The 25724-nt window shown below is 67.5% G+C and carries 22 protein-coding genes; 11 read left to right on the top strand and 11 right to left on the bottom strand.

The window, feature by feature from the left end:
• Positions 1-21 precede the first annotated feature (21 nt).
• The 7 genes from CFB89_RS31415 to CFB89_RS31385 are packed head-to-tail and all read left to right on the top strand — an operon-like array spanning position 22 to position 6987.
• The gene (locus CFB89_RS31415; protein WP_089471352.1) at positions 22-969 is read left to right on the top strand and encodes an ABC transporter substrate-binding protein; all 948 of its coding nucleotides are present in this window, start codon (positions 22-24) and stop codon (positions 967-969) included.
• A gap of 29 nt (positions 970-998) precedes the next feature.
• Positions 999-2015 (top strand): aldo/keto reductase, encoded by a 1017-nt coding sequence (locus CFB89_RS31410; RefSeq protein ID WP_089471351.1) that lies wholly within the window; start codon positions 999-1001, stop codon positions 2013-2015.
• Positions 2012-2887 carry an amidohydrolase gene (locus CFB89_RS31405; RefSeq protein WP_089471350.1) on the top strand — a complete coding sequence of 292 codons (876 nt, stop codon included), beginning with the start codon at positions 2012-2014 and terminating at the stop codon, positions 2885-2887. The genes CFB89_RS31410 and CFB89_RS31405 overlap by 4 nt, the downstream gene beginning before the upstream one ends.
• A gap of 22 nt (positions 2888-2909) precedes the next feature.
• A complete protein-coding gene (locus CFB89_RS31400) occupies positions 2910-3920 on the top strand; it encodes a zinc-binding alcohol dehydrogenase family protein (RefSeq protein ID WP_089471349.1) in 1011 nt (336 codons plus the stop codon).
• A gap of 31 nt (positions 3921-3951) precedes the next feature.
• On the top strand, positions 3952-5133 hold the full coding sequence (locus CFB89_RS31395; protein WP_089471348.1) for a D-mannonate oxidoreductase: 1182 nt from the start codon (positions 3952-3954) through the stop codon (positions 5131-5133).
• Positions 5130-6653 (top strand): UxaA family hydrolase, encoded by a 1524-nt coding sequence (locus tag CFB89_RS31390; RefSeq protein WP_089471347.1) that lies wholly within the window; start codon positions 5130-5132, stop codon positions 6651-6653. The genes CFB89_RS31395 and CFB89_RS31390 overlap by 4 nt, the downstream gene beginning before the upstream one ends.
• A gap of 55 nt (positions 6654-6708) precedes the next feature.
• Positions 6709-6987, top strand: coding sequence for a hypothetical protein (locus CFB89_RS31385; protein ID WP_089471346.1), 279 nt, complete (start codon positions 6709-6711; stop codon positions 6985-6987).
• Positions 6988-7043: 56 nt separating this feature from the next.
• Here the strand turns inward: CFB89_RS31385 and CFB89_RS31380 are convergent, their stop codons facing one another.
• Together CFB89_RS31380 and CFB89_RS31375 are read right to left on the bottom strand one after the other, a co-directional pair.
• Positions 7044-9005, bottom strand: a complete 1962-nt coding sequence (locus CFB89_RS31380) for a phosphatase PAP2 family protein (protein ID WP_089471712.1) — start codon at positions 9003-9005, stop codon at positions 7044-7046.
• 191 nt (positions 9006-9196) lie between these two features.
• A complete protein-coding gene (locus CFB89_RS31375) occupies positions 9197-10783 on the bottom strand; it encodes a methyl-accepting chemotaxis protein (protein ID WP_089471345.1) in 1587 nt (528 codons plus the stop codon).
• 346 nt (positions 10784-11129) lie between these two features.
• Between CFB89_RS31375 and CFB89_RS31370 the strand changes: the two genes are divergently transcribed.
• Positions 11130-12947 carry a methyl-accepting chemotaxis protein gene (locus CFB89_RS31370; protein WP_089471344.1) on the top strand — a complete coding sequence of 606 codons (1818 nt, stop codon included), beginning with the start codon at positions 11130-11132 and terminating at the stop codon, positions 12945-12947.
• A 207-nt stretch (positions 12948-13154) separates the two neighbouring features.
• Here the strand turns inward: CFB89_RS31370 and CFB89_RS31365 are convergent, their stop codons facing one another.
• From CFB89_RS31365 to CFB89_RS31355, 3 genes are all read right to left on the bottom strand, one after another.
• On the bottom strand, positions 13155-14333 hold the full coding sequence (locus CFB89_RS31365) for a fumarylacetoacetate hydrolase family protein (protein ID WP_089471343.1): 1179 nt from the start codon (positions 14331-14333) through the stop codon (positions 13155-13157).
• Positions 14334-14365: 32 nt separating this feature from the next.
• Positions 14366-16147 (bottom strand): IlvD/Edd family dehydratase, encoded by a 1782-nt coding sequence (locus tag CFB89_RS31360; RefSeq protein ID WP_089471342.1) that lies wholly within the window; start codon positions 16145-16147, stop codon positions 14366-14368.
• Between the two features lie 186 nt (positions 16148-16333).
• Positions 16334-17371 (bottom strand): LacI family DNA-binding transcriptional regulator, encoded by a 1038-nt coding sequence (locus CFB89_RS31355; protein WP_089471341.1) that lies wholly within the window; start codon positions 17369-17371, stop codon positions 16334-16336.
• Between the two features lie 298 nt (positions 17372-17669).
• On the opposite strand from CFB89_RS31355, the gene CFB89_RS31350 reads away from it, so the two are divergent.
• Complete coding sequence (locus tag CFB89_RS31350; protein ID WP_089471340.1) at positions 17670-19016, top strand: MFS transporter; 1347 nt, start codon at positions 17670-17672, stop codon at positions 19014-19016.
• Between the two features lie 177 nt (positions 19017-19193).
• On the opposite strand, the gene CFB89_RS31345 is transcribed toward CFB89_RS31350, so the two are convergent.
• Positions 19194-20360 (bottom strand): pyridoxal phosphate-dependent aminotransferase, encoded by a 1167-nt coding sequence (locus CFB89_RS31345; RefSeq protein WP_089471339.1) that lies wholly within the window; start codon positions 20358-20360, stop codon positions 19194-19196.
• A 53-nt stretch (positions 20361-20413) separates the two neighbouring features.
• Between CFB89_RS31345 and CFB89_RS31340 the strand changes: the two genes are divergently transcribed.
• Positions 20414-21064, top strand: coding sequence for a GntR family transcriptional regulator (locus tag CFB89_RS31340; protein ID WP_256979812.1), 651 nt, complete (start codon positions 20414-20416; stop codon positions 21062-21064).
• 171 nt (positions 21065-21235) lie between these two features.
• On the opposite strand, the gene CFB89_RS34625 is transcribed toward CFB89_RS31340, so the two are convergent.
• The 3 genes from CFB89_RS34625 to CFB89_RS31330 form a co-directional block, all read right to left on the bottom strand.
• A complete protein-coding gene (locus CFB89_RS34625; RefSeq protein ID WP_144030184.1) occupies positions 21236-21772 on the bottom strand; it encodes a hypothetical protein in 537 nt (178 codons plus the stop codon).
• Between the two features lie 116 nt (positions 21773-21888).
• Positions 21889-22278 (bottom strand): hypothetical protein, encoded by a 390-nt coding sequence (locus tag CFB89_RS31335; protein WP_089471337.1) that lies wholly within the window; start codon positions 22276-22278, stop codon positions 21889-21891.
• A gap of 250 nt (positions 22279-22528) precedes the next feature.
• The gene (locus CFB89_RS31330; RefSeq protein ID WP_089471336.1) at positions 22529-23104 is read right to left on the bottom strand and encodes a DUF308 domain-containing protein; all 576 of its coding nucleotides are present in this window, start codon (positions 23102-23104) and stop codon (positions 22529-22531) included.
• A gap of 288 nt (positions 23105-23392) precedes the next feature.
• Between CFB89_RS31330 and CFB89_RS31325 the strand changes: the two genes are divergently transcribed.
• Positions 23393-24868, top strand: a complete 1476-nt coding sequence (locus tag CFB89_RS31325) for an HD domain-containing phosphohydrolase (RefSeq protein ID WP_089471335.1) — start codon at positions 23393-23395, stop codon at positions 24866-24868.
• A gap of 110 nt (positions 24869-24978) precedes the next feature.
• Here the strand turns inward: CFB89_RS31325 and CFB89_RS31320 are convergent, their stop codons facing one another.
• Together CFB89_RS31320 and CFB89_RS31315 are read right to left on the bottom strand one after the other, a co-directional pair.
• A complete protein-coding gene (locus CFB89_RS31320) occupies positions 24979-25278 on the bottom strand; it encodes a hypothetical protein (RefSeq protein WP_256979811.1) in 300 nt (99 codons plus the stop codon).
• Positions 25279-25407: 129 nt separating this feature from the next.
• On the bottom strand, positions 25408-25716 hold the full coding sequence (locus CFB89_RS31315) for an EthD family reductase (protein ID WP_089471334.1): 309 nt from the start codon (positions 25714-25716) through the stop codon (positions 25408-25410).
• Positions 25717-25724 lie beyond the last annotated feature (8 nt).

Below are 25724 nucleotides of genomic sequence, written 5' to 3'. Positions count from 1 at the left end.
CAACGAGAAGCGGAGCGAGACATGAACAAATCCATCCTGCTGGCGGCATCGGCGTGCGTGTTCGCGGTGTGCAGCAGCGGCGCGTATGCGGCGGGCGGCGAGATCGCGGTGATCGTCAAGACGGTCAATTCGAACTACTGGCAGAACGTGCAGAAAGGCGCGAAGGCGGCGCTCGACGGCGCCAAGGGCTACACGATGACGTTCCAGGGGCCGGCGGCCGAATCCGACATCAGCGGGCAGGTCAACATGGTCGACAACGCGGTCACGCGGCATGTGGCGGCCATCGTGCTCGCGCCGTCCGATCCCGATGCGCTCGTGCCCGCGATCAAGAAGGCGTGGGAAGCGCACATCCCGGTCGTGCTGATCGACTCGGCGATCGCGGACGCCGGCAAGCCGTACTACCAGGCGTTCCTGTCGACCGACAACGAGAAGGCGGGCGCGCTGTGCGCGAAGGCGCTGATCGACCGCGTCGGGCAGTCGGGCAAGATCGCGATCATGTCGTACGTGCCGGGCGCGGGCTCCGAGGTCAGCCGCGTCGGCGGGTTCCGCAAATACATCGAGAGCCATTCGAAGCTGCAGATCGTCGGCCCGTACTACTCGCAATCGCAGATGGCGACCGCGCTGAACCAGACGACCGACGTGCTGTCGGCGAACCCGGACCTGAAGGGCATCTTCGGCGCGAACGAGCCGACCGCGGTCGGGATGGGCCGTGCGCTGAAGCAGTCGGGCAAGGCGGGCAAGGTGGTGGCGATCGGATTCGACGGCAACGAGGATCTGCAGGGCTTCGTGCGCGATGGCACCGTGCAGGCGATCGCCGTGCAGGGCTCGTGGCAGATGGGGAACCAGGGCGTGCGCACCGCGCTCGACGTGATCGAGCACAAGCCCACGCCGAAGCTGATCGATACCGGCGTCGTGATGGTCGACAAGCAGAACCTCGATTCGCAGGCGGCGAAGAACGTCCTGTACTGATCCCTTTTCCCCGTATCCAGTCACGCCTCATGAACGCACACGATACGCGCACCTTGCCGCGCAGCGGGCTGACGGTGTCGGCGCTCGGCCTCGGCTGCTCGCAGCTCGGCGGCCTTTATCGGCCGATGGCGGCCGCCGACGCCGCCGCGCTCGTCGACGCCGCGTGGGCGGCCGGCCTGCGCTATTTCGACACCGCGCCGTACTACGGCTACACGCTGTCCGAGCGGCGCGTGGGGGCGGGGCTCGCCCCGCGCGAGCGCCGCACGTTCACGCTCAGCACGAAGGTCGGGCGGCTGATGCGCGCCGACGCGAGCGTGCGCCCCGGCGACGACGGCTGGGCCGAGCCGCTGCCGTTCCGGCCGGTCTACGACTACAGCTACGACGGGATCATGCGCTCGCACGACGACAGCCGGCAACGGCTCGGGCTCGCGCGCGTCGACATGCTGTACGTGCACGACATCGGCGCGATGACGCACGGCGATCGTCACGCGCACTACTGGGAGCAGTTGACGCGCGGCGGCGGGTTTCGCGCGCTCGACGCGCTGCGCTCGGGCGGCGAGATCGGCGCATTCGGCCTCGGCGTGAACGAATGGGAAGTGGCGGCCGACGCGCTGAACGAAGCGGCGCTCGATGCGGTGCTGCTGGCCGGCCGCTACACGCTGCTCGAACAGACGGCGCTCGAACCGCTGCTCGACGCGTGCGCCCGTGACGGGACGGCAATCGTGATCGGCGGCGTGTTCAATTCCGGCCTGCTCGCCGGCAACGGCAAGTTCAACTATGCGGACGCGAGCGCCGACGTGATCGACAAGGCGACGCGGCTCGGCGCGCTGTGCGAGCGCTTCGACGTGCCGCTTCCCGCCGCCGCGCTGCAGTTTCCGTTCGGCCATCCGGCCGTCGTGTCGTGCGTGGTCGGCGCGCGCAGCGTGGCGCAGTTGCAGCAGAACATCGACTGGTTCGAGCGCCCCGCGCCGGCCGAACTGTGGGACGCGCTGCGCGACGAAGGGCTGATCGACGCGCACGCGCCGGTGCCGGGAGCACGCGCATGACCGCACGGATCGACGCCCATCAGCACTACTGGCGCATCGGCGCGCGGGCCGGCTGCTGGCCGCCGGCCGAACTCGATGCGATTCACCGGGATTTCGGCCCCGCCGATCTGGCGCCGCTGCTCGATGCCGCGCGCATCGATACCACCGTCCTCGTGCAATCGTTGCCGAGCGAAGCCGACACGCGCTTTCTGCTCGATCTCGCGGCTGACACGCCGACCGTCGGCGCGGTGGTCGGTTGGGTCGACCTGAAGGCCGACGACGCACCGGCGCGGATCGCGGCGTTTGCATCCGCACCGAAGGCGCGCGGCCTGCGACCGATGCTGCAGGATCTGCCCGACGACGCGTGGATCGACGATCCGCGGCTGGATCGCGCGGTCGCCGCGATGCTCGAGCATGCGCTGAGTTTCGATGCGCTGGTGATGCCGCGCCATCTCGATGCGCTGCATGCGTTCGCGCGACGCCATCCGGAGCTGCCGATCGTGATCGATCACGGCGCGAAGCCGTTCATCGAGCGCGGCGAATTGCAGCCGTGGTTGTCCGCGATGAGCCGGCTCGCGCGCCTGCCGAATCTTCATTGCAAGCTGTCCGGCCTGTGGACCGAAGCGGGGCCGTCGGCCGGCGCCGATGCCGCCCGCACGCGCACGCGGCCGTACGTCCACGCGCTGGCCGAGCTGTTCGGGCCGACGCGCTTGATGTGGGGCAGCGACTGGCCGGTGCTGCGGCTGGCGTCGGCGTGCGGCGGCTACGGCGAATGGCTGGCCGCGTGCGAGGACGATTGCGCGCGGTTGCTCGGCGCCGCGGCGCTGGATGGCCTCTTCGGCGGCAACGCGCGCCGCTTCTACCGGATCGACACCGCACGCCACGACGAATGAACCAGAACGAAAGGAACCCGACATGCTCAGCGTGATTTGCGAATCCCCCGGCGTGCTGCGCGTGCAGCATCGCGAACCGCCCGTGCGCGGCAGCGGCGAAGTATTGTTGCGCGTGCAACGGGTCGGCATCTGCGGCACCGACCTGCACATCTTCACCGGCAACCAGCCGTACCTCGACTATCCGCGCGTGATGGGCCATGAGCTGTCGGCGGTGGTCGTCGAGGCGGAAGCCGAGTCGGGGCTCGCCGCCGGCGACGCGGTGTACGTGATGCCGTATCTGTCGTGCGGGCATTGCATCGCCTGCCGTCACGGCAACACGAACTGCTGCGTGAACATCAAGGTGCTCGGCGTGCATCGCGACGGCGCGTTGACCGAATACCTGAGCGTGCCCGCGCAGTTCGTTCACAAGGCCGACGGCATTTCGCTCGACCAGGCGGCGATGCTGGAATTTCTCGCGATCGGCGCGCATGCGGTGCGGCGCGCGGACGTCCGCGCCGGGCAGCGCACGCTGGTCGTCGGCGCCGGGCCGATCGGCATGGCCGCGATGATCTTCGCGAAGCTGCGCGGCGCCGACGTCACGTGCCTCGACACGCGGGCCGACCGTCTCGCGTTTTGCCGGCAGCATCTGGCGGTCGATGCGGCGGTGGAGGTGGGGGAAGGCGACACGGAGCGTCTCGCGTCGTTGACGAACGGCGAGTATTTCGATGCGGTATTCGACGCGACGGGCAATCTCGATGCGATGAATCGCGGTTTCGAATTCGTCGCGCACGGCGGCAAATATACGTTGATCTCGATCGTGCGCGGGCACGTCGCGTTTTCGGATCCCGAATTCCACAAGCGGGAGACCACGCTGCTCGCGAGCCGCAATGCGACGGCCGAGGATTTCGCGACGGTGCTCGACGCGATGCGCGCGGGGCGCATTCCGGACCGCGCGCTGAACACGCACCGGATGCGGCTCGACGAGGTGCCGGACGCGCTGCCGCGTTTGCTGGATGCGGGGCAGACCGTCGTGAAGGCGCTCGTCGAATGCTGAGCGATCGAATCCGTCGTGCGGAGCGCATGCGATGACGCCACCGATCCTGCAGTTCGGCACGAGCCGCTTCCTGCTCGCGCACGTCGACCTGTTCGTCTCGCAGGCGCTGGACGACGGCAACGCGATGGGCGGCATCGGCATCGTGCAGACGACCGGCAATCCGGCCAGCCGCGCTCGCATCGACGCGCTGCGCGCCACCGGTCGCTATCCGGTACGGATTCGCGGGCGCGAGCGCGGCGGCGTGGTCGACGAAGTCGTCGAGTGCCACGCCGTACATCGTGCATGGGACGCCGAGCGCGACTGGGCGGAGATACGCGACGCCGCGATCGAGACGGTGCGCGTGATCGTGTCGAACACCGGCGACGCAGGCTATCGCGCCGATCCGCGCGACACCGCGGACCTGCTGGCCCGGCCCGAGCACCCACCGCACGGTTTCCCGGCGAAGCTGCTCGCGCTGCTGCATGCGCGCTGGCAGGCGCGGCCCGATGACGGCGTTTCCATCCTGCCGTGCGAACTGGTGACGAACAATGGCGACACGCTGCGCGACATCGTGCTGGGCCTCGCGCGCCAGTGTCGGCTGCCCGACGCGTTCGCCGACTATCTGTGCAACCGCTGCGTATGGATCAACTCGCTCGTCGACCGCATCGTGTCCGAGCCGCTTCATCCGGTCGGCGCGATCGCGGAGCCTTATGCGCTATGGGCGATCGAACGACGTGCGGGCATGGCGCTACCGTGCACGCATGCTCGGATCGTCGTCACCGACGATTTGCGCAGCCACGAGCGGCTGAAGCTGTTCTTCCTCAATCTCGGGCACAGCTGGCTCGCGGAGCAGTGGCTCTCGGCAGGGCGTGACGCATCGGAAACGGTGCTGGACGCGATGAACGATGCGCGGCTGCGCGATGGTCTCGAAGCCGTGTGGCGCGATGAAGTCGCGCCGGTGTTCGTCGCGCTGGGGTTGCGGGAAGCCGCGGAACGCTACGTCGACAGCGTGCGCGAGCGCTTTCTCAATCCGTTTCTCGCGCATCGCATCGCCGATATCGCGGTGAACCATCGCGAGAAGGTGGCACGGCGGATCGAGCCGCTGCTCGCACTCGCGGATTCGCTGGCGCTGCCGGCCGAACAATCGCGGTTGCGGCAACTCGTCGCCCGCCATGAGCTGGCGGCCGGCGCTCCAGGGGCCGGCATCGCAACGACAGGAAGAGGTACATCGTGACACAACCGGCAATCGTGATCCTTCACGGCAACGACAACGTCGCCGTCGCACTCGACGCGCTGGCGCCCGACGTGCCGATCGACGTGCGCGGCGCACCGCTGCGGCCGGCGGCCGCGGTGCCGGCCGGCCACAAGGTCGCCACCGCGCCGATCGCGCGCGGCGACGCGATCGTCAAATGCGGGCAGCCGATCGGCGTCGCGCTGCGCGACATCGCCGCGGGCGAGCACGTGCACGTGCACAACGTCGGGATGCCTGATCGGCATGCGCGCGAGGATGGGCCTGCGGGCGACACGCACGACGTTGCGGCGGATCGCCGCGACACCTTCGACGGATTCGTGCGGCCCGACGGCAGCGTGGGGACCCGCAACTACGTCGGCGTGATCGCGAGCGTCAACTGTTCGGCGAGCGTCTGTCATGCGATCGCCGATGCATACCGGCACGGCGCGCTCGATGCGTTCGGTCACGTCGACGGCGTCGTCGCGATCACCCATCAGAGCGGCTGCGGGATGTCCGCGAGCGGGGACGGCATCGAACTGCTGCGGCGCACGCTCGTCGGCTATGCACGGAACCCGAATTTCGCCGGCGTGCTGCTCGTCGGCCTCGGCTGCGAGGTGAACCAGGTCGGCGCGCTCGCGGAACGGCTCGACGCGGCGGCGCCCGGCACCGTGCGCACGCTGGTGATCCAGGACGAGGGCGGCGTGCGCGACACCGTGGCCAAAGGCGTGTCGATCGTGCGCGAGTTGGTGGAGGCGGCCGACGGCGCGCGTCGCAGCGTCGTGCCGGCCTCGCGGCTGACGGTCGGCCTGCAGTGCGGCGGGTCCGACGGCTACTCGGGCATCACCGCGAATCCGGCGCTCGGCGCGGCCGTCGACCTGCTGGTCCGCAACGGCGGCACCGCGATTCTGTCCGAGACCCCCGAGATCTATGGTGCGGAGCACTTGCTGATCGCGCGGGCGGCCTCGCGCGACGTGGCCGAGCGCCTGCTCGGCCGGTTGCAGTGGTGGGAGCGCTACGTCGCCGACAACGGCGGCGAAATGAACAACAACCCGTCGCCCGGCAATCTCGCCGGCGGAATCACGACGATTCTCGAGAAATCGCTCGGCGCGGTGTCCAAGGGCGGCCGCTCGCCGTTGCGCGCGGTCTACGACTATGCGGAGCCGGTGCGGCAAGCCGGGCTCGTGTTCATGGACACGCCCGGCTACGACCCGGTGTCGGCCACCGGGCAGATCGCCGGCGGCGCGAATCTCGTGTGCTTCACGACGGGCCGCGGTTCGGTATTCGGCTCGAAGCCGGTGCCGACGATCAAGATCGCGACGACGAGCGGCCTGTTCGAGCGGATGCAATCGGACATGGATTTCGACAGCGGCGGGATCGTCGCCGGTTCGCTCTCGGTCGACGAAGCGGGCGAGCGGCTGTTCCGGCTGATGCTCGACGTCGCCTCCGGGCGGCGATCGCGCAGCGAGGACAACGGCATCGGCGAACGCGAATTCGTGCCGTGGCTGCGCGGCGCGGTCATGTGACGCGCGAGGCGACGTGCGGCCGCGCGCGCAATCGGACAGCGAAGGAGAAGCCGCGATGGAAACCAGCATGAGCGAGCCGGCGATCGGCGAAGCCGGTCACGACGGCTCGCTGTCGGAACTGGAGAAGGGGTTGCTCGGCGAAGCGCTGCGGTTGCTCGCCGAGACGCGGGCCCGTGCGCTGGAGCTCTGCGTGGAGGTCAGCCGGCGGCAGGGCGCCGCCGCGCCGGACGTTCACGATTTCAACCTGCCGACGATCATCGAACTGCAACGGCGCTTCGGTACGCGATCCGGCCCGGACGGCGCCGGCATGGCAGCCTCCGGCCGCCTCGCGTAGCCGAAGCCGAAGCCGCCCGTGGGCGGCGCCGTTGCAGGAACGATCTTCGCTGCCGGTTACGCCGCCGACAGCTTGATCGACACGCCCGTCGCCGTGTAGACCGGCGTGGCCTTGAACCCGTCGACCGTCACCGTCGCGAACTTCGCGGCACCCGCCGCACCGTCGATCAGCGCGATGGTGTCGCCTGCCTTCGGTGCGTAGCCGTTCACGAATTTCACGTGCAGCGTGCCGCCCGTGACGGTGAGCGGGCCGCCCACGCGCAGAAGCCCACCGCCGTTGCCGTCGATGTCGAGTTCGAGCGTCGTGTTGTCGAGCTGCGTGTAGCGGGTGGCGATCGTCACCGGCGCGGCCGCCGCGATCCGCACGCTGCCGCCCGAGCCGACGTACACGTCGCCCGTGCCGAACGCCGTCGGCGACGCGGCCGCCAGCGTGCCGCCGCTCACCTGCGTGCCGCCGGTGTAGGCGTTGTTGCCCGCCAGCGTCAGCGTGCCGCTGCCTTGCAGCGTCAGCTTGCCGGCGCCCGCGACGTCGTTGCGCCACAGGTCGGCGGCATTGAGCCCGCCCTGCGACGCATCCATCGACACGATCACGTTGCCGTTGAACGCGCCGTAGCCGTCGGCGGCCGTGAACAGGTTCAGGCGGCCCCAGCCTTCCGCATCGTCCATCACCGGATAGCCGGACGACAGTTCGGTCGTCTTCAGCACGACGCGTCGCTGGTCGGCGCTCAGATACGGGAAGCGCGTCTGCAGCAGGATCTCCGCGCCCTTCGGCACGACCGGCGGTGCGTTCGTCGATTCGATCGCGCTGAAGCCGAACGTCATGCGGCGCAGGAACGCGGCTTTGTTCGCCGTGTAGTCGGCGAACCGGTCGGTGGCCGTCGTGCCGGAGCGCGCGAATGCGGAGAACGTCGTGGCGCTCGTCCCCGTCAGTTGTTGCAGCGTCTGATGGGCTTGCGTGTAGGCGGCTTGCGCGTCGCTGGCATACGCGGTCAGGTTCGCCGCGCTGACGGCCATCGCGAGCATGCGCCCGCCGATCACGTCGAGCGGCGAATGCATGCCGGCGAGAATCCGGTTCTCGCCGAGTTCGAGGCCGCGGCTGACCATTTCCTGGAAGCGTTCCGGCACGAGCCACGCCATCGTCGTCGCATCGCGCATCGCTTCGGCCGTGTGGCCGCTGATGAAGCCGCCGTCGGTCGCGGGCGTCGTGCTTTCGGCCGGCACGAGCGTCGGCGCGACGACCACGCTGGAGCTCCAGCGGTACGGGCGCGCATATTTGAAGAAGCGCTTCGACGGTTCGGTCGATGCGTTGTTGCCCATTTCGTTGAGCAGGTCGACGACCTTCCCGAAGCTGGCGTTGCCGCTGCTGCTGCCGACGCCGACGTTGTTGCCGGAGTCGTTGTACAGCACGGTCGTCGCATCGGCGGGCACGCTGGTGATGCTGGTCGTCTGCTGGGCCGCGGTGCGCCATGCGGCGGTGAGCGGGCCCATGCCGTCGGTCACGCTGTATCCCTTGCCGCGCCGGTCGTCGTAGTACGCGGCATCGGCCTGCTGCGGCGTGCGGGCGGTCGTCGCATTGACCACGTACTGCACGTTGGCCGACAGCACCGCATCGTTCAGGATCGTGCCGCACGGCACGCCGCTGTTCGGCAGGCCGGAGCAGGTCGACGGCGAGATGGCCGGGAACGCGCCGTTCGCCGGCGCGCTCACGCCCGCGTCGACCAGCATCGTCGCCGGCTGCCAGAGATCGAGGAAACGGCTCAACACGCGCACCGCGGCGTTGGTCGAGAGCGTCGCATAGCGCGCATCGCCGCGCTGGTTGGTCGCGATGTTGTCGACGAAAGCGGGCGCGCTCGGGATCGGCGCGCTGTCGACGAAGCCGGGGTCGGCGGGCGGCGCCGGAACGGCCGCGGCGATCGTGGCGGTCGGCGCGACGTCGTCGCCGCCGCCGCAGGCAGCCAATACGAGCGCACTCGACAATGCCGCGACGTGCAGCGGGAAACGGCTTGGTGACGCAAACATGCACAACTCCATCCTGAGGGTAGAAGACGGAGGATTGTGGTGAGCGATCGTTACACGGTCGTTACGGAATTGTTTCGCGTCGTACGCAGCGGGCGAAAATTCCCACTATCTGGTTAATTTCCTGTACTGAACATGACGGACGCCGGAATCGATGCGTCGTCCGTCACCGATACAGGGTGGCGGGAGCTGGCTTACGCGCTTGCCGTGCGCGTGTCCAGCCGGAACAGCGAGACGGCCTCGGCAAGCCGGTTCCCCTGTTCCTCGAGCGATTTCGAGGCGGCCGCTGCCTGCTCGACGAGCGCCGCATTCTGCTGGGTGACCTCGTCCATTTGCGTAATGGCGAGATTGACCTGCTCGATGCCGCGGCTCTGTTCGCTCGACGCCGCGGCGATCTCGCCCATGATGTCGGTCACGCGCGAGATCGCGTGCGTGACCTCGCTCATCGTGTCCCCCGCGGTGTTCGCGATATGCGAGCCGTCCTGGATTTTCCGGACCGATTGCGAGATCAGCTCGCGAATTTCCTTCGCGGCGCTCGACGAACGCTGCGCGAGACTTCTGACTTCGCTCGCCACCACCGCGAAGCCGCGGCCCTGTTCGCCGGCGCGGGCGGCCTCCACGGCCGCGTTGAGCGCGAGGATGTTGGTCTGGAACGCGATCCCTTCGATGATCCCGGTGATCTCGGCGATCTTGGCGGAACTCGAGCTGATGTCGGTCATCGTGTCGACCATCAGGCCGACCGCCGAGCTGCCGCGCTGCGCGACCTCCGATGCGTTGTTGGCCAGGCCGCTTGCCTGTTGCGCATTGTCGGCGTTCAGGCGCACGGTGGACGTCAGTTGCTCCATGCTCGACGCGGTTTCCTGCAACGACGCGGCCTGCTGTTCGGTGCGGGAGGACAGGTCCTGGTTGCCGGACGCGATTTCGCCGGCGCCGGTCGCGACGTTGCCCGATGCGGTACGGACTTCCGAGATCAGGCGGATCAGGTTCGCCTGCATGTCGCGCATCGATGCCAGCACGCTGCCGGCCGGCGCGGCGCCGGTCGCGGATTCGGCGCCGAGATCGCCGGCGGCGATATGGCCGGCGATATCGCTGAGCACGGCGGGCTCGGTGCCCAGCGCGCGCAGCAGGCCGCGGGTGATGAAGAGGCCCGAGAGCGCGGCTGCTGCTGCGGCGGCGATGCAGATGGCGATCAGCATCAGTCGGCGCGAGGTATAACGGTCGTCCGATTCCTTCACCAGTTGGTCGGCCCGCGAGCGCGAGTACTTCGCATACGTGTCGGTGGCCGCCACAAGCTGCGCCAGCAGCGGTCGACACTGTTCGTTGATCATCGTGATCGCCTGGTCGCGCCGGTTGTTCGCCGCCGCGTCGACGATGGCGCGCGCCACGGGGCCGTACTGCGTCTCGATCGCCCCGATTTGCCGAACCAGTTCGCGAGACTTGTCGGACGCGCCGCTTCCGTCGCGGACCGCATTCGTCAGTTCGCTCATCAGCATGCCGACTTCGCGGTCGGCCTGCAGCGCCGCTTCCTTCTCGAGGTCCGCATCGCGCGGGCTGGCCGCGAGGACCTGGTTGCGGGCGGCGATCGCGCGCCGGTCGACGGCGAAGCGAATCTTGTCCGCCAGGTTCGCGCGGGCGTTGGTGCCGTTGACGTAATTCTCGAAGGCATCGTTTGCGTTGCCGAGCGAGATGATGCCGAGGAGCGAGACGAGCACGACCAGGCATGTAAGAAGTCCGAAAGCCATGGTCAGCTTCATGCGAACCGTCAATCGTCGATCATTCATAGGAGGAATCCAGTTGGGAGTATCAAATAGATTTCCTGATTAACGGAATGGAGAACGAACAGTTTAGGACGGGCTCTCCGGGCAATCGTTTGCGTGTTGCCTGACGTCAAAAAAAATTCGACCGCGGTCCGCGTTCGTCACGCCGAGCGCGCGAACGGCTCCGGATCCGCACGCTACAACCGGTATCCATGTTCGCGCTTCGCGCGATAGCGCGTCTTGCGGCCTCCTGCGTGCCGCCGTCCTGCCGGCATCGCTCAACTTCCCGCCTCCGGTGCCGTTAAACGGATCAGGGTCGCCCTGTTCAGCGATCCAGTTCAATCACGCGGTAACGGAGACCGAAGTCATCATGCTGTCATCAATTCGCGCACGGATACTGGCGACGTGTGTCGCCATCGTAGTGACGGCGCTGGCCGTCACCGGTGGGCTCGTCTATTACGTCGTCAAGACCCACAACGACGAGGCCATCGACCAGAATCACAAGTCGATCCTCGCCGGCCACGCGCTGGCGATCGACGAATGGGTGGCCAGCCGGTCGCGCGAAACCCAGGCGCTCGCGGATACGATCACGATCGGCGAGGGCGACCCGGTGCCGGCGTTGAAGCTGCTCGGCAAGTCGGGCGGCTTCGAGGTGCTGACGCTCGGCCTGCCGGACAAGACGGCGTTCTCGAACGTGCCGCTCGCGCCCGGCTACGATCCGACCGGGCGGCCCTGGTACAAGCAGGCCGTCGGCGCGGGCCATCTGGTCGTGACGGCGCTCTACCGCGATGCGACGAGCGGCAAGCCGGCCGTCGCGTTCGCGGTGCCGGTGGTGCGCGACGGCGCGGTGAAGGGCGTGCTGGCAGCCAGCCTGTTCATGGAGAGCGTGAGCTCGATCGTGACTTCCGTTCACCCGACGCCGGCGAGCTTCGCGTTCCTGGTGGACAAGGGCGGCCGCGTGATCGCGTCGGCCAAGACCGACCTGATCATGAAGCCGGCCACCGGTCTGTCGCCGGAACTCGATGCCGATCGCCTCGGCGCGCTGCAGACGGCGTCCGCGCCCGTCGCGGTCGATATCGACGGCGCCGCCAAGCTGATGCGCGCACAACCGATCGCCGGCACCGACTGGTCGCTGGTGCTCGCGCTCGACAAGGGCGACGTGACGGCCGGCATGCGCGCGGTCGCGACGACGACGCTGTTGGCGATCGTGATCGTGGCCGGCATCGCCGCCGCGCTCGTCGGCGCGATGACGAACGCGGCCTTCAAACGCATCCTGATGGTGCGCGACGCGCTCACGGACGTTTCGAGCGGCAGCGGCGACCTGACGAAGCGCTTGCCCGCCGACGGCGCGGACGAAGCCGCGCAGATCGCGCGAGCGTTCAACGCGTTCGCCGAGAAGATCAGTGCGATCCTGTTGCAGATTCGCGAGTTCAGCACGTCCGTCAACCTCGCGAGCGCCGAGATCGCCCAGGGCAACCAGGATCTGTCGGCCCGCACCGAACACGCGGCGTCGAGCCTGCAGGAAACGGCCGCGGCGCTCGAGGAGATCGCGGGCACGGCCCGCAATTCGGCCGATGCGGCGAGCCAGGTGAACCGTCTGGCGGAATCGGCGTCGGATGTCGCGCTGCGGGGCGGCACGGTCGTGCGCGACGTCGTCTCGACGATGAACGACATCACGCAGGCGTCGGCAGAGATCGCCAACATCGTCGGCGTGATCGACGGCATCGCGTTCCAGACCAACATTCTCGCGTTGAACGCCGCCGTCGAGGCGGCCCGCGCGAACGAGCACGGCCGCGGCTTCGCGGTCGTCGCCGGCGAGGTGCGTGCGCTCGCGCAGCGCAGCGCGCAGGCCGCGCGCGAAATCAAGCAACTGATCCACTCGTCGGTCGAGAAGATCGAGGGTGGCTCCGGGCTCGTGCAGACGGCCGGTGCGACGATGGACGAAATCGTCGACGGCGTGCGCAACATCACGAGCGTGATCGCCGAAATCAGCGTGGCCGCGAAGGAGCAGAGCACGGGGCTCGAGCAGGTGAATCAGGCGGTGTCGCAGCTCGACGATACGACGCAGCAGAACGCGGCGCTGGTCGAGCAATCGGCGGCTGCCGCGACGTCGCTGCGCGAGCAGGCGGCCCGGCTCGCGCAGACGGTCGGCGAGTTCAAGCTGGCGGAGCGTGCGGTGCCGGCGTGATGGCCGGGTGAACCGGGCCGGCGAGCGCCGGCTTCGTCCGCCGCACCGGGGAGCAGGGTGGCGCCGCGCGGCCGGCCCGGCCGGCATGCCCGCCGGCAACGGGCAGGATCGCGCCCGTTGCCGGCGCCGGTCCGCGGAGGCGTCGCTCACGCCGTGGCTGACCGCGATCGATCGCGGGCGGGCAGGCCGATATCGCTGTCGTGTCGTTCAGGCAAGCAGCCCGCGTGCCGCGAGATTCGCGTACAGCGCGCGCACGCCGAAGGTCCACGGCGCGATCTCCGTGCAAAGCCGCACGGTGTTGACGAGTGCGCCGAGCGCGGGCGTGGAGATCGTGACGCGGTCGCCGAGGTGATGCGTGAATCCGCCGCCGGGCGCGTCGCGATCCTGGATCGGCGAGAACATCGTGCCGAGGAACAGCATGAAGCCGTCCGGATACTGATGATGCGCGCCGCAGGTCTGCGCGACGAGGTCGGCCGGGTCGCGGCTGATCTCGCGCATGTGGCTGATGCCGTCGAGCACGAAGCCGTCGTCCGCGCCGTCGACGCGCAGCGACACGCTGCATTGCCGCACGCTGTCGAGCGTGAAGCCGTCGTCGAACAGCCGCACGAACGGGCCGATCGCGCACGAGCCGTTGTTGTCCTTGCATTTGCCGAGCAGCAGCGCCGAGCGGCCTTCGACGTCGCGCAGGTTCACGTCGTTGCCGAGCGTCGCGCCCACCGGCCGGCCGTCGCTGGCGACCGCCAGCACGATCTCGGGCTCCGGGTTGTTCCACACCGATATGGGCAGCAGCCCCACGTCCGCGCCGAAGCCGACCGCCGACATCGGCTGCGCCTTGGAGAACACCTCGGCATCCGGGCCGATGCCGACTTCCATGTATTGCGACCACGCGCCGCGGCGCTCGAGTTCCGCCTTCAGGCGCAGCGCGGCTTCCGAGCCCGGCACGATCTTCGACAGGTCGGTGCCGATGGTCGTGGCGATGGTGTCGCGCACCTCCCGTGCTTTGGCCGGATCGCCGCCGGCCTGTTCCTCGATCACACGCTCGATCAGGCTTACGGCAAAGGTGACACCGCATGCCTTGATCGCCTGCACGTCGCACGGCGCAAGCAGGTGCGTCACGCCCGGCGTGCCGTCCAGCGCCGCCTGCACCAGCGGCTCGACGCGCCCGAGCGATTCGCCGGCAGCGGTGCGCGCGATGGCGAGCGCATCGGCGCGGTCGAACAGGTCGGCGGTGGTCGGCACGGTGCGCGTGATGTCGAACACTTCGCCGCCGCGCACGGCGACGACGCTCGGGCCCGCGTGGGCGCCGTCGTGCCGCCAGACGCGGCCGATCAGCAGCGCGTGGTCGAGGTCGTGCGGCAGGCAGTCGGAAACGGAAGGAGTACGCATGGTCAGCTCGGCAAGAGTCGGGGGCGGTGGGGTCAGTGCGAATGGCGCGGATTGCCGCGCTGCTCGATCACCTTCAGGTACAGCGTGGCCGGTTCGAGGCAGCCGCCGGTGGACAGCTGGCCGACGAACCGGCGATAGAGTTCCTGCCACGGCGTTTGCGCCTGCGGCACGGTGAAGCTGGCGGTTTCGCGGCGGCGCGCGAGTTCGTCCTCGTCGACGAGCACGTCGACGCTGCGGCGATTCAGGTCGACGCGCACGCGATCGTTCGTGCGCAGCAGCGCGAGGCCGCCGCCGACCGCGGCTTCCGGCGACACGTTGAGGATCGACGGGCTGGCCGACGTACCGCTCTGGCGTCCGTCGCCCAGGCACGGCAGCGACGTCACGCCGCGCTTCACCAGTTCGGCGGGCGGCGCCATGTTCACGACTTCGGAGCTGCCCGGGTAGCCGACCGTGCCGCAGCCGCGGATCACGAGGATGCAGCGCTCGTCGATGTTCAGCGCGGGATCGTTGATGCGCGCGTGATAGTCCTCGGGGCCGTCGAACACGATCGCGCGCGCTTCGAACGTATTCTCCGCGCCCGGCTCGGAAAGATAGGTCCGGCGGAACGCGTCGCCCACCACCGACATCTTCATGATCGCGCTGTCGAAGAAGTTGCCCGACAGCACCATGAAGCCGGCGCCATGCTTGAGCGGCGCGTCGGGCGTGCGGATCACGTCGCGGTCGGCGTCCTGCGCGGTGTCGGCGATCTCGCCGATCGCGCGGCCCGATACGGTCAGGCAGTCACGCCGCAGCAGGCCGGCCGCGTCGAGCTGGCGCAGCACGGCCGGCACGCCGCCGGCGCGGTGGAAGCTCTCGCCGAGGTATTCGCCGGCCGGCATGCAGTTCACGAGCAGCGGCACCGATTCACCCAGGCGCTGCCAGTCGTCCAGGCTCAGTTCGACGCCCATGTGGCGCGCAATCGCGATCAGGTGCGGCGGGCAGTTGGTCGATGCGCCCAGCGCGGAGGCCACGACGATCGCATTCTCGAATGCCGCGCGCGTCATGATCGTCGACGGGCGAAGGTCTTCGCGGACGAGCTCGACCGCGCGCTTGCCGGTCGCGTAAGCCATCTGGCCGCGCTCGCGATAGGCGGCGGGAATGCTCGCGCAGCCGGGCAGCGACATGCCCAGCGCCTCGGCGAGGCTGTTCATCGACAGCGCGGTGCCCATGGTGTTGCAATGGCCGATCGACGGCGACGAAGCCGTGGTCAGCTGCATGAAGCCTTCGTAGTCGATCTCGCCCGCCGCGAGCAGGTTGCGCGCATGCCAGATCACCGTGCCCGAGCCGACCCGCTTGCCCTCGTGCCAGCCGTCGAGCATCGGGCCGCCCGACAGCACGATCGCGGGCATGTCGACGGTGGCCGCGGCCATCAGGCACGCGGGCGTGGTCTTGTCGCAGCCGGTCGTCAGCACCACGCCGTCCAGCGGAAAGCCGTGCAGCACCTCGACCAGCCCGAGGTAGGCGAGGTTGCGGTCGAGCGCGGCGGTGGGCCGGCGGCTCTGCTCGGCCAGCGGATGCACGGGGAACTCCATCGGAATGCCGCCCGCGTCGCGGATGCCGGCCTTGGTGCGCTCGGCGAGCTCGATGTGGTGGCGGTTGCACGGCGCGAGGTCGCTGCCCGTCTGCGCGATGCCGATGATCGGGCGGCCCGACTGCAGTTCCTCGCGCGTCAACCCGTAGTTCATGAAGCGCTCGACATAGAGCGCGGTCATGTCTGCGTGCGCGGGGTCGTCGAACCATTCCTGGCTGCGCAGGCGGCGAGGGGTGTGTGACATGGCAGGCTGTCTCCTGAGGACCTTTTTCATTTTGCGTGCCGGATGATACCGGTAACATCGCTTGGATGTTAGCACGGGTTTTTTGCGTCACGGAAGGGATTTCGTGCGCGCGTGGCGAAGGCGTGGGGTAGGGGCGGTACGAGGCCGCACGCGTCGCGTACTGGAATGCGCGCGGCCGTCGGCCCGTCAGGCGCTTTCCCGCGCGATGATCGTGTAGTCGATGCGAATGCTTTTCGATTCGGTGCGCTCGCCGCCGTCGCGCGCTTGCAGCGCCGCCAGCAATGCTTCGCCGGTGCGCAGCCCGATGCCGTACGCGTCGACCGATACGGTCGTGATGGTCGGGTGGCAGCACGTCGCGACTTCGAAGTTCCCGAAGCCGGCCACGGCGATGTCGGCAGGCACGGCGAGCCCGCGCCGGTGGCACTCCATGATCGCGCCGAATGCGGACATGTCGCTCACGCACATCACCGCGTCGGTATCCGGCCATTGCTCCAGCAGCGCGGCCATCGCGGGCCCGCCGTGGCTCATCGTGATCGGCGATTCGCCCAGCCGCACGACGCGCGGTTCGCCCAGGCCCAGCGCCTTGATCTCCGCCTGGTAGCCCTTGAGCCGGTCCAGGCCGCGGCGATCCAGCTCGCTCGCGCCGACCAGAAAGCCGATGCGCCGATAACCGCGCTCGGCCAGGTGGCGCACCATCGCACGGGCGGCGCGCACGTTCGAAAAGCCGACGGCGGTGTCGATCGGGCGCGTGGGCAGGTCCCACATCTCGACCACGGGAATCGCCGAGCGCTCCAGTACCTTGCGCGTCGCGTCGGTGTGCTGCGATCCCGTCAGCGCGATGCAGCGCGGCTGGTGTCGCAGCATCGATCGCACGAGCCGTTCTTCCCGTTCCAGGTCGTAGTCGGTATCGCCGAGCAGCAGTTGCAGACCGTGCGGCTCGAGCGCGTCGGTGAGGCCGCGCACGGTGTCCGAGAAGTTGGAGCTCGACAGCGACGGCACCAGCACCGCGACGAATTCCGAGCGCCCCGACGACAGCGCGCCGGCGGCGGCATCCGCCACGTAGCCGAGCTGGTCGATGGCCTCGCAGACCCGTGCGCGCGTTTCGGCGGCCACGCTGTGGCCGGCGAGCACGCGCGACACCGTCATCTTCGATACGCCGGCGAGGCGCGCTACGTCGGACATGCGGGGCGGCCCGGCGGGCCGGACGGCGGTGGGACTGGGCATCGGAATCGCGATCAGGGGAAGGCCGGAAAGGCTACATCATACCGGTGCGGCATACCGCGCAGGCACGGTCGCGGCGTGCCCGTCGCGATGAGGGCCGTACTAGGGAAACCACGCGTTCGGCGGCACTTGTACGCGCGTATCGCAGTATGCTACCTTCAGTTTTGTTACCGGTATCAGCATGCCGATCGCTCCCGTCGCATCGTCGGCTTTTTTTTGCCACCGGATGTTATCGGTAACATCGATGCGCGAAGCGCACGCGACGGTACGAAGAAGATCGACACAATCAGGAGACAGACCGATGCCATCCCTTACGCAGGCCGCTGCCGCACCGGCCGCGGCCGACTCGTCCGAAGACGCCCTTTACCGCAAGGTCATGCGGCGCATCCTGCCGTTGCTGCTGCTCTGTTACGTCGTGGCTTACCTGGACCGCGTCAACGTGGGCTTCGCGAAGCTGCAGATGCTCGACGACCTGAACCTGAGCGACGGCGTCTATGCGCTCGGCGCCAGCATCTTCTTCTGGGGCTATTTCCTGTTCGAGATGCCCAGCAACCTGTTGCTGCACCGCTACGGCGCGCGCTTCTGGATCGCGCGGATCATGATCACGTGGGGCATCGTGTCGTCGTCGATGGCGTTCATCGTACCGCTCGCGCAGTTCTTCCACGTGCAGACGACCACGATGTTCTACACGTTGCGCTTCCTGCTGGGGCTGTGCGAAGCGGGGTTTTTCCCGGGCGTCATCCTGTACATGAACTACTGGTTCCCGGCGCGGCGCCAGAGCGTGGCGATGTCGGGCTTCCTGGTCGCGATCCCGCTGAGCCTGACGCTCGGCAGCGTGCTGTCCGGCTGGCTGATGGAGCAGACGCACGGCCTGTCGGGCATGAGCGGCTGGCAATGGATGCTGCTGCTCGAAGGGCTGCCGTCGATCGTGGTCGCGTTCATCGTGCTGGCCTGCCTCGGCGACGGGCCGCAGACGGCGAAGTGGCTGTCCGCCGACGAAAAAGCGGTGCTGTCGCGCAACCTCGAATCCGAGGCCGCGCACAAGTCGCACAGCATCGGCGCCGCGCTGCGCAGCCCGCGCGTCTGGCTGCTCACCTTCATCCTGCTGACGTTCAATACCGGCTTCTACGGGCTGGCTTTCTGGCTGCCGTCGATCATCCGCGCGTCGGGCGTGCGCAGCCCGCTGCACATCGGTGTGCTGACGGCCATTCCGTACCTGACGGCGATCTTCGCGATGGTGTGGAACGCGTCGCACTCGCGCAAGACCGGCGAACGCCGCCTGCATGCGGCCATTCCCGCGCTGATCGGCGGCGTGTTCCTGATCCTGAGCGCGGCGTTCGCGCAGAACGTGGCGCTGTCGATCGTATTCCTGACCATCGCCACGTGCGGCATCCTCGCGCTGATGCCGATCTACTGGACCTTCCCGGGGCAGATCCTGTCCGGCACGGCTGCGGCCGCCGGCATCGCGCTGATCAACTCGGTGGGGAACCTGTCCGGCTTCACGGGCTCGATGATCACCGGCGTCGCCAAGCAGATGACCGGCAACATCAACAACGGGACTTATGCGCTGGGCGCCTGCCTGCTGGTCAGCTGCGTGCTGATCGCGTCGATTCCGCGCGACATTCTGCGGCCGCCGGCGGGGCGGTAGGGCGTTCGCGCGACGTGACGTCCGGCCGGGGCTGGGGCATCGCGTCGCCCCGGCACCGGATGCATCGCGTCACGTGGATTGATCTCGTGTGAGTTCGCTCGACCATCACACACGGAATTCCGGATACCTCCGGCCAGTGACGCCCTGCGCGCGACGCCGCTTTCTCGTGAGCGGCCGTCATGCGTCTTCCAGTGCGAAGCGCACTTTGCCCCCGAGCGTACGCAACCGCTCGACCGGTTCGTTCGAGAACACGAAACGGACGTACTGCTCGCCGTGTGCGGCACCCCATCCGGTCATGGCCGTCGCACACACGCCGCGGCGGAGCAGCCGCTCCGACATCTGCGATCCGGTCAGGCCGAAATCGGACACGCGCAGCAGCATCGACCAGCCGCCCGCCGGCATGCCGAACGGGAGCCCCGACAGTTCGGCGGCGACCGCATCCCGCCGTCTCTCGAGTTCGCTCACATAGCCAGGCAGATCGGATGCGGAGTGTTCGAGCGCCACCGCCGCGGCCTCCTGGGCAATGCCGACCGGCACCACGACATTGGCGAGCGACACGGCCACAAGATCCGGAATCAGCCATTCCGGCGCGACGATCCAGCCGACCCGCCAGCCAATCATGCGCAACTCTTTCGACGCGGCGCCGACCGTGACCGTACGCTCGGCCATGCCGGGCAGGCCGGCGGGATGGATGACCTCGCGTCCATCAAAGAGCAGCCGTTCCATCGCGCTGTCGAGGATCAGCAGCAGATCGTTCTCCACACACAGGCTCGCGATCAGTTGCCAGTCGGACGCATCGAAGAACCCGCCCGAAGGCATCGACGGAGACATCAGCAGCATGGCCCGCGTTTTCGGGCCGATTGCTGCGCGCAGCGCGGCCTGGTCCAGCTTCCATTCGCCGCCCGGCGTGAAGGTGAATGGGACTTGGCGCGGCACGCCGCCCGCCAGGCGGACGCGGTTCAGCAGACCTGCGTACGTCGGGTCGGTGACGATGACTTCATCGCCCGTCTCGACGGTGGCGAGCAGCGTGTTCAGAATGCCGGAGAGCCCGCCCGCCGACACCACCACCTGGTCGGCCGTGAAGCGCTGCCCCGACAGCGCCGACACGTGGGCGGCAGCGCTCGCGCGCAGCCGGTCCTGACCGACGAACGGCAAATAGGAGTTGGCCGAGTCTCGCTGGATGGCCTCTCGGGTGAACGCGAGCGCCTCGGAAGTGGGTGGGATGTCGGTGTCGAGATTTTCGAGTCGCAAAAGGTCGACGTCGGCATGATCGGCGATCGAACCCATGCGATCGACGCCGATGCCGGCAATGTGCTGCAGGCGCACAGGACGGTGGTGGCGCATCGAGCCTCCGGTTTTGTTACAATTTAATAGATAATATATGCATGGTGGTAGGAATGAACTTTGAAGTCAAGGAGGATCGCTCGCTGGCCGATCGGATCGCTGCCGCCTTGGCGGACCGCATCATCTCGGGCGTCATCGCGCCGGGGGAGTGGCTGCGTCAGGACCACATCGCGGCGGAGTTCGGCGCGAGCCATGTGCCGGTACGCGAGGCGTTCAGACGGCTGGAAGCGCAGGGGTTGGCCGTGGTGGAGCCGCGGCGGGGCGTGCGGGCGGCGCCGCTCGAGTCGGCGGACGTGCTTGAAATGGCGAAGATGCGCGCTGCTTTCGAGGCGCTGGCGCTGCGGGAGGCGATGCCCGCTCTTGATGCACATGCGCTGGAGGAACTCGATGCGATCCTCGATCAGGAGTCGGCGGCGCACGGCATAGCTGTGCTCGGCACGCTGAACCTGAGGTTTCATCGCGCATTGACCGCGCGGTGCGGGATGCCGCGGCTCGTCGCCGCGATTGGCGACATGCATCGGGCCAGTTCACGGCATCTGTATGCGACGTGGCAGCAACTGGACTGGCAGGACCGCTCGAACGACGAGCATCGGGACATCGTGCAGGCGATACGCGATGGCGATGTGGACGCGGCGTGTGCGGCGCTGTCCGCGCATATTCTGGCGGCGGGCGATGCGCTGGCTCAGGCGTTGAGTAGGCGGTAGGGATGCAGGTCGCGCCGGGCGCACCGACCGGTGCGAAAGGCTGGTTTGCGCAGGGGCTGGCGGTTTCTCCGGGGAGGTGACGGTCAAACGTGTCGGGCGGCTGTCCGGTCGTTCGTCATTCGGACTTTGGTTGTCGACAATCGGCCAACAAACACCGTGTGGCCTATCGCGTCAATCGAGATGCCGAAGATGGCGATACCAGAGAGCCTTGTTTGATTTGGGGTCAACAAGGGAGAGAATTAGGTCGCCTTGCACGAAGTCGATATCGCCTTTCTGGAAGCTGTTCTGAACGATGTCGGCTTGCCATATCTCGTGATAACCCTTCTTATCTGAGCGACTTATGACGATATAGCCTTCTCCACTCGCCTCGACTGTTTCGTACTTCCATGAAATTTCTGGCAGATTCGGTGGTGAGGCAAACGGCGGGGCGTCCATGTCGGTAGCCGTTAGTGGAGGACAAGGCGCAGCTGGTCGGCTCAAGCTCTTGAATACACCATCTTTCCGGTAAGCGAACCACTGACACTCTGATGGCCATGGGTTCGCCCGAAGAATTTTCGCCTGGAGTGCATCGGGGAAACGCGCCAGTTGCCAGTCACCCTCTATTTCACGTTGGCTGGCAGGGCGTACCAATCGCGACGAATCAGTCTGGGAAAACGACGTGCACGGCAACGTGCACACGATAAAAAATGCGATGCTTTTCGCGAGCATGGATGATTTCCTGACGACACGGGAAAAATATATAAACGGCTGCTTTCGACAAATCTGAGGTCTGCTCAGGTCGGATTATGCGTATCGGACACGCGATGTTCACCAAACCTGAGAGGTCAAAAGCCCACGGATGGCCTCCATTGGACATTTTCCGGGAACGGCGTGCCTTTGAGAAAGGCTAGGAAGACTTCCAGAACCTGATCAGATATGAACCATTCATCTGCACGCATCAGGATGCTTCCCGCTCGGAAGACAAGGAGCGTGCCATCTGGGCGCACTGGGGAAGGTCTATCGTGGAATGCTCTCCATCGTTGCGACGCGTTGACTTCGAAACGCTCGATCAGGCAACTAACGCCACCGCCGGCCACCTGAACATAGTTGCCTTCTGGATCGGTCAACGACGCATAAGATGACTTCCCGTAGCTTCTCAAAGTCCGGATCCCCTTTGTGATTTGGGCTGGACTAGGAGTGGTGATCCCCGCCTTACCCTCAGCTTCGAATTTCATCGGTTCATTGCGAGGCATCTCGATCAAATTTCGCATCCTACCAGCGCCCTGACTCCGCGGCGAATGTCTGCTACCGGCGAATCCGACCGACCGCTTCGGGTCGTTCAGAGCCGTTCGCGACCGCAAAACAAACCCTGTTTTCACGACTACGATCGTCTGCAAGAGCGCATGCTTTGCACGACGCTTTACGTTGCCCGCAAGCACGGCGATGACAATCCGTGCAGTGACATCTTCATTTTCGATCAACCGCTTACGACACCCTGCGCCGCATCCCCCGCACCTGCAGCCAAATGGCGGATATCAGGAAATAAAGCGCACCCACTCCCGCGTAACCCGCGATCTTGACGATCGCCGGCGGCATCGGCGCGTGGCTTTGCAAAATGAAGAACAACCCGGCCAGCGCCGATTGCGCGCCGCTCAGCACCATCACCCACTGCGCACCGGCATGCTTCCACCGCCGCACGGCGGTGCCGAGCTGCAGCGCGCCAGACAGAATCGCCCACACGCCGAACACCGCGAGTACCGCCGGCAGGCCCGCACTCAACGCCGGAAATACCGCCAGTGTCGTGACGACGCTGATCGCGACGTTCACCGCCTGCGTGCGGTTTGCCGCCATCCCGCCGCTGCGGGACAGGTCGACGAAATTGGCGAGCGCATCCCAGGCCGGATAAACGACCAGCAGGACCGCGGCGCCGGCCGCGCTCTGCCGGCCGACGGAAAACGCCAGCGCGACCCAGATCAGCGAGAACACTGCCCGGGAAAAGTAATACCGTTTCAGCCAGTGTTCGTCGGCAGGCGCATGGAATTCGGGGTAGCGATCAGTCATTTGTATTCCTTTTGCATTGAACTCGTTCCGGCCGGCATGCAGCATGTCCGCAGTGCGGATTCGGGGGCGGCGCCGGCCGGATCTCCAGTGCACCGAGTATCGCAATGGTCCGCGCCTGCCGCCATCGGTCAGATGTCCGATGGCGAAGGCCACAGGCGGCTTGCACCGACGAGGGCCAACATCGCACCGGCTTGGCCACGGCGCGCCGCCGGCGCGCATGCTCATGCACGCCGCGACGCCGTCGCGTATGATCGTTTTCCCGCCCTCGCGAATGTCTGCGCCCACCCGATGCCCGACGCCGAAGCCCGCCACGCCCCGCTGCGCATAGTCGACGCCGTACGCGCGCTGGCCTTCATCGGCGACCTCAGCATGGGCCAGCCGACCGACCATTCGCCGCGCACCGCCTGGCTGGCGGCGCAGCTCGCGCACGCGGCACGATTCGATGCCTCGGTGTGCGACACGGCTCGCGAGGTGGCGCTGTTGCGCTGGTCGGGCTGCACGGCGAACGCCGCGGGCTTCGCGCAGGTATTCGGCGACGACATCGCGATCCGCGCCTCGATGCTCGAGAGCCGGCCCGGCGTGGCTGAAGCGGTCGGCGGCGCGGGTGCCGCGCTGATCCCGCTCGCGCAGATTCATTGCGAAGTCTCGGGCGAGGTGGCGCGAATACTCGGTCTGTCCAGCGCGACGGAAACCGCGCTGCGGCACATTTTCGAAACCTGGGACGGCAACGGGCTGCCTGCTCGGCTCGTGCGCGAACAGGTGCCGCCCGCCGTGTCGATCGTCGCGCTGGCGGGGGACCTCGACGTGCTCAGCCGCACGTACGGCATCGAGCAGGCCCTCGAATTGATCGGTCAACGCGCGGAGTCACGCTATCCGGCCGCGCTCGTCGAGAAGGCTACGCGCGACGCACCGCGCTGGCTGGCGGCGCTCGAGCACATGGCGCCCGCCGACCTGGATGCCGCATTGGCCACGCCGGACATGCAGGGCGCGACGTCCGCCGAATTGATTGCGGACGTCATCGATCTGAAATTGCCGTGGATGACGGGTTTTTCGCGTTCGGTCGCCGCGACGGCGGCCGCGTGCTACGGCCGTCTGTCGCCGGACGAAGCCGCGCGCGAACGCGTGTACCGTGCCGGACTGATTCATGGCATCGGCCGGGCCGCGGTGCCGAACGACGTGTGGAATTTGCCGACGCGGCTGCCTGCGAGCGCATGGGAAAAGGTGCGACTCGTGCCGTACTGGACCGAGCGCGCCGGCAGGCAGACGGGCGCGCTCGGCGAAGCCGCGATGCTTGCGTCGTATGCGTACGAGCGGCAGGACGGTTCGGGCTATTTCCGCGGCGCGCGCGATGCGGCGCTGACGCTGGAAGCGCGCGTGCTGGCGGCGTCGCTGGCGTGGGTCGCGTTGCGCTCGGCGCGTCCGTGGCGCGCGGCGTTGAGCGATGCGGCCGCCGCCGGCCAGTTGCAGGAAGAAGTTGTGTGCGGCCGGCTATGCGGCGAAGTGGTGGCCGCGCTCGTGACGGGCGAGGCGCCCGTGCTCCGGCGCATCGCCACGGGCGCGTCGGCCGCTGGCCCGCGCCTGTCCGCACGGGAAATCGACGTCCTGCGGGCGATCTCCCGTGGCGCGAGCAACAAGCAGGTCGCACAGGCGCTCGCGATGAGTCCGAGCACGGTGCGCACCCATGTCGAGAAGGCGTTCCGCAAGCTCGAATGTTCGACACGTGCCGCGGCGACCCTCAAGGCGTCTACGCTAGGGCTGCTCTGATGCGCATTCGCTTTCGTATGTACGCGGACCGCCGGTCAGGCCGGCGCGAGCTTTGACGCTCCGCCTGTCCGGTGGTTTATCCCGCGTATCCCAGATGGCGGTTGCCCCATTCAAGTCGGCCAGTCGTTCATCCGTTGCCTGCAATCGGGGGCTGTAGCCCCGGTGTCGGCCCAACCGTACCCCAACGCCGCGATTGCGAAGTAGACGGCACCGACTGCCTCGCAGGAAAGCAGCGCGCCCGCCAGCGCCGTTCGCGCTCCACCCGAGATCGCTTGCGCCGGCGTGCCGGCGTGCTTCCCGCGATGCATTGCTGCGCCAATCCGAAACAGCCCCGACACGATAGCGAGCACGCCGAACGCACGCGGCAGGCCGTTCGCCAATGCAACGATGAAGATCTGACGTACGGACATTGCAGTGATCCTCCCGGTCCGGTATTCGCGTGACGATTGCCTATCCTGACACCCGACCTTTCGCGGCGCTATCGGACAAGTGACCGATGGCGCCGGCCGAAACCGCTGCATGGCGGCGCGCGATCGCCGCTACGACACGCGTGATAACACATCCGTGACTTGCCGATCAGGCTCGATATCGGTGAACGCATCGATATCGGCCATGACGTCTGCCGTCTCAGCGGCAGCGAATGCGGCGTCCAGCGCCGCGCTGTCCTTGAAGCGGCACATCGCCACGACGATCAATTCGCTATCCTCGCGTGCCGGAAAGAAAGCGTCGATATAGTCGAGCCCGTACGGCTTCCAGGACTTTTCCACCAGCGGAATGTGTTGTTCGACGTAGTAACGGGCATCGAATCGCGTGCCCGCGGCTCGGCGATAGGAAACGACGAGATACATGAAGAACC

It is taken from the genome of Burkholderia sp. AU16741 (assembly GCF_002223345.1).
Classification (GTDB): Bacteria; Pseudomonadota; Gammaproteobacteria; order Burkholderiales; family Burkholderiaceae; genus Burkholderia; species Burkholderia sola.
The sequence above is the reverse complement of the archived record's forward strand: the minus strand, read 5'-3'. Positions and strand labels throughout refer to the sequence as shown.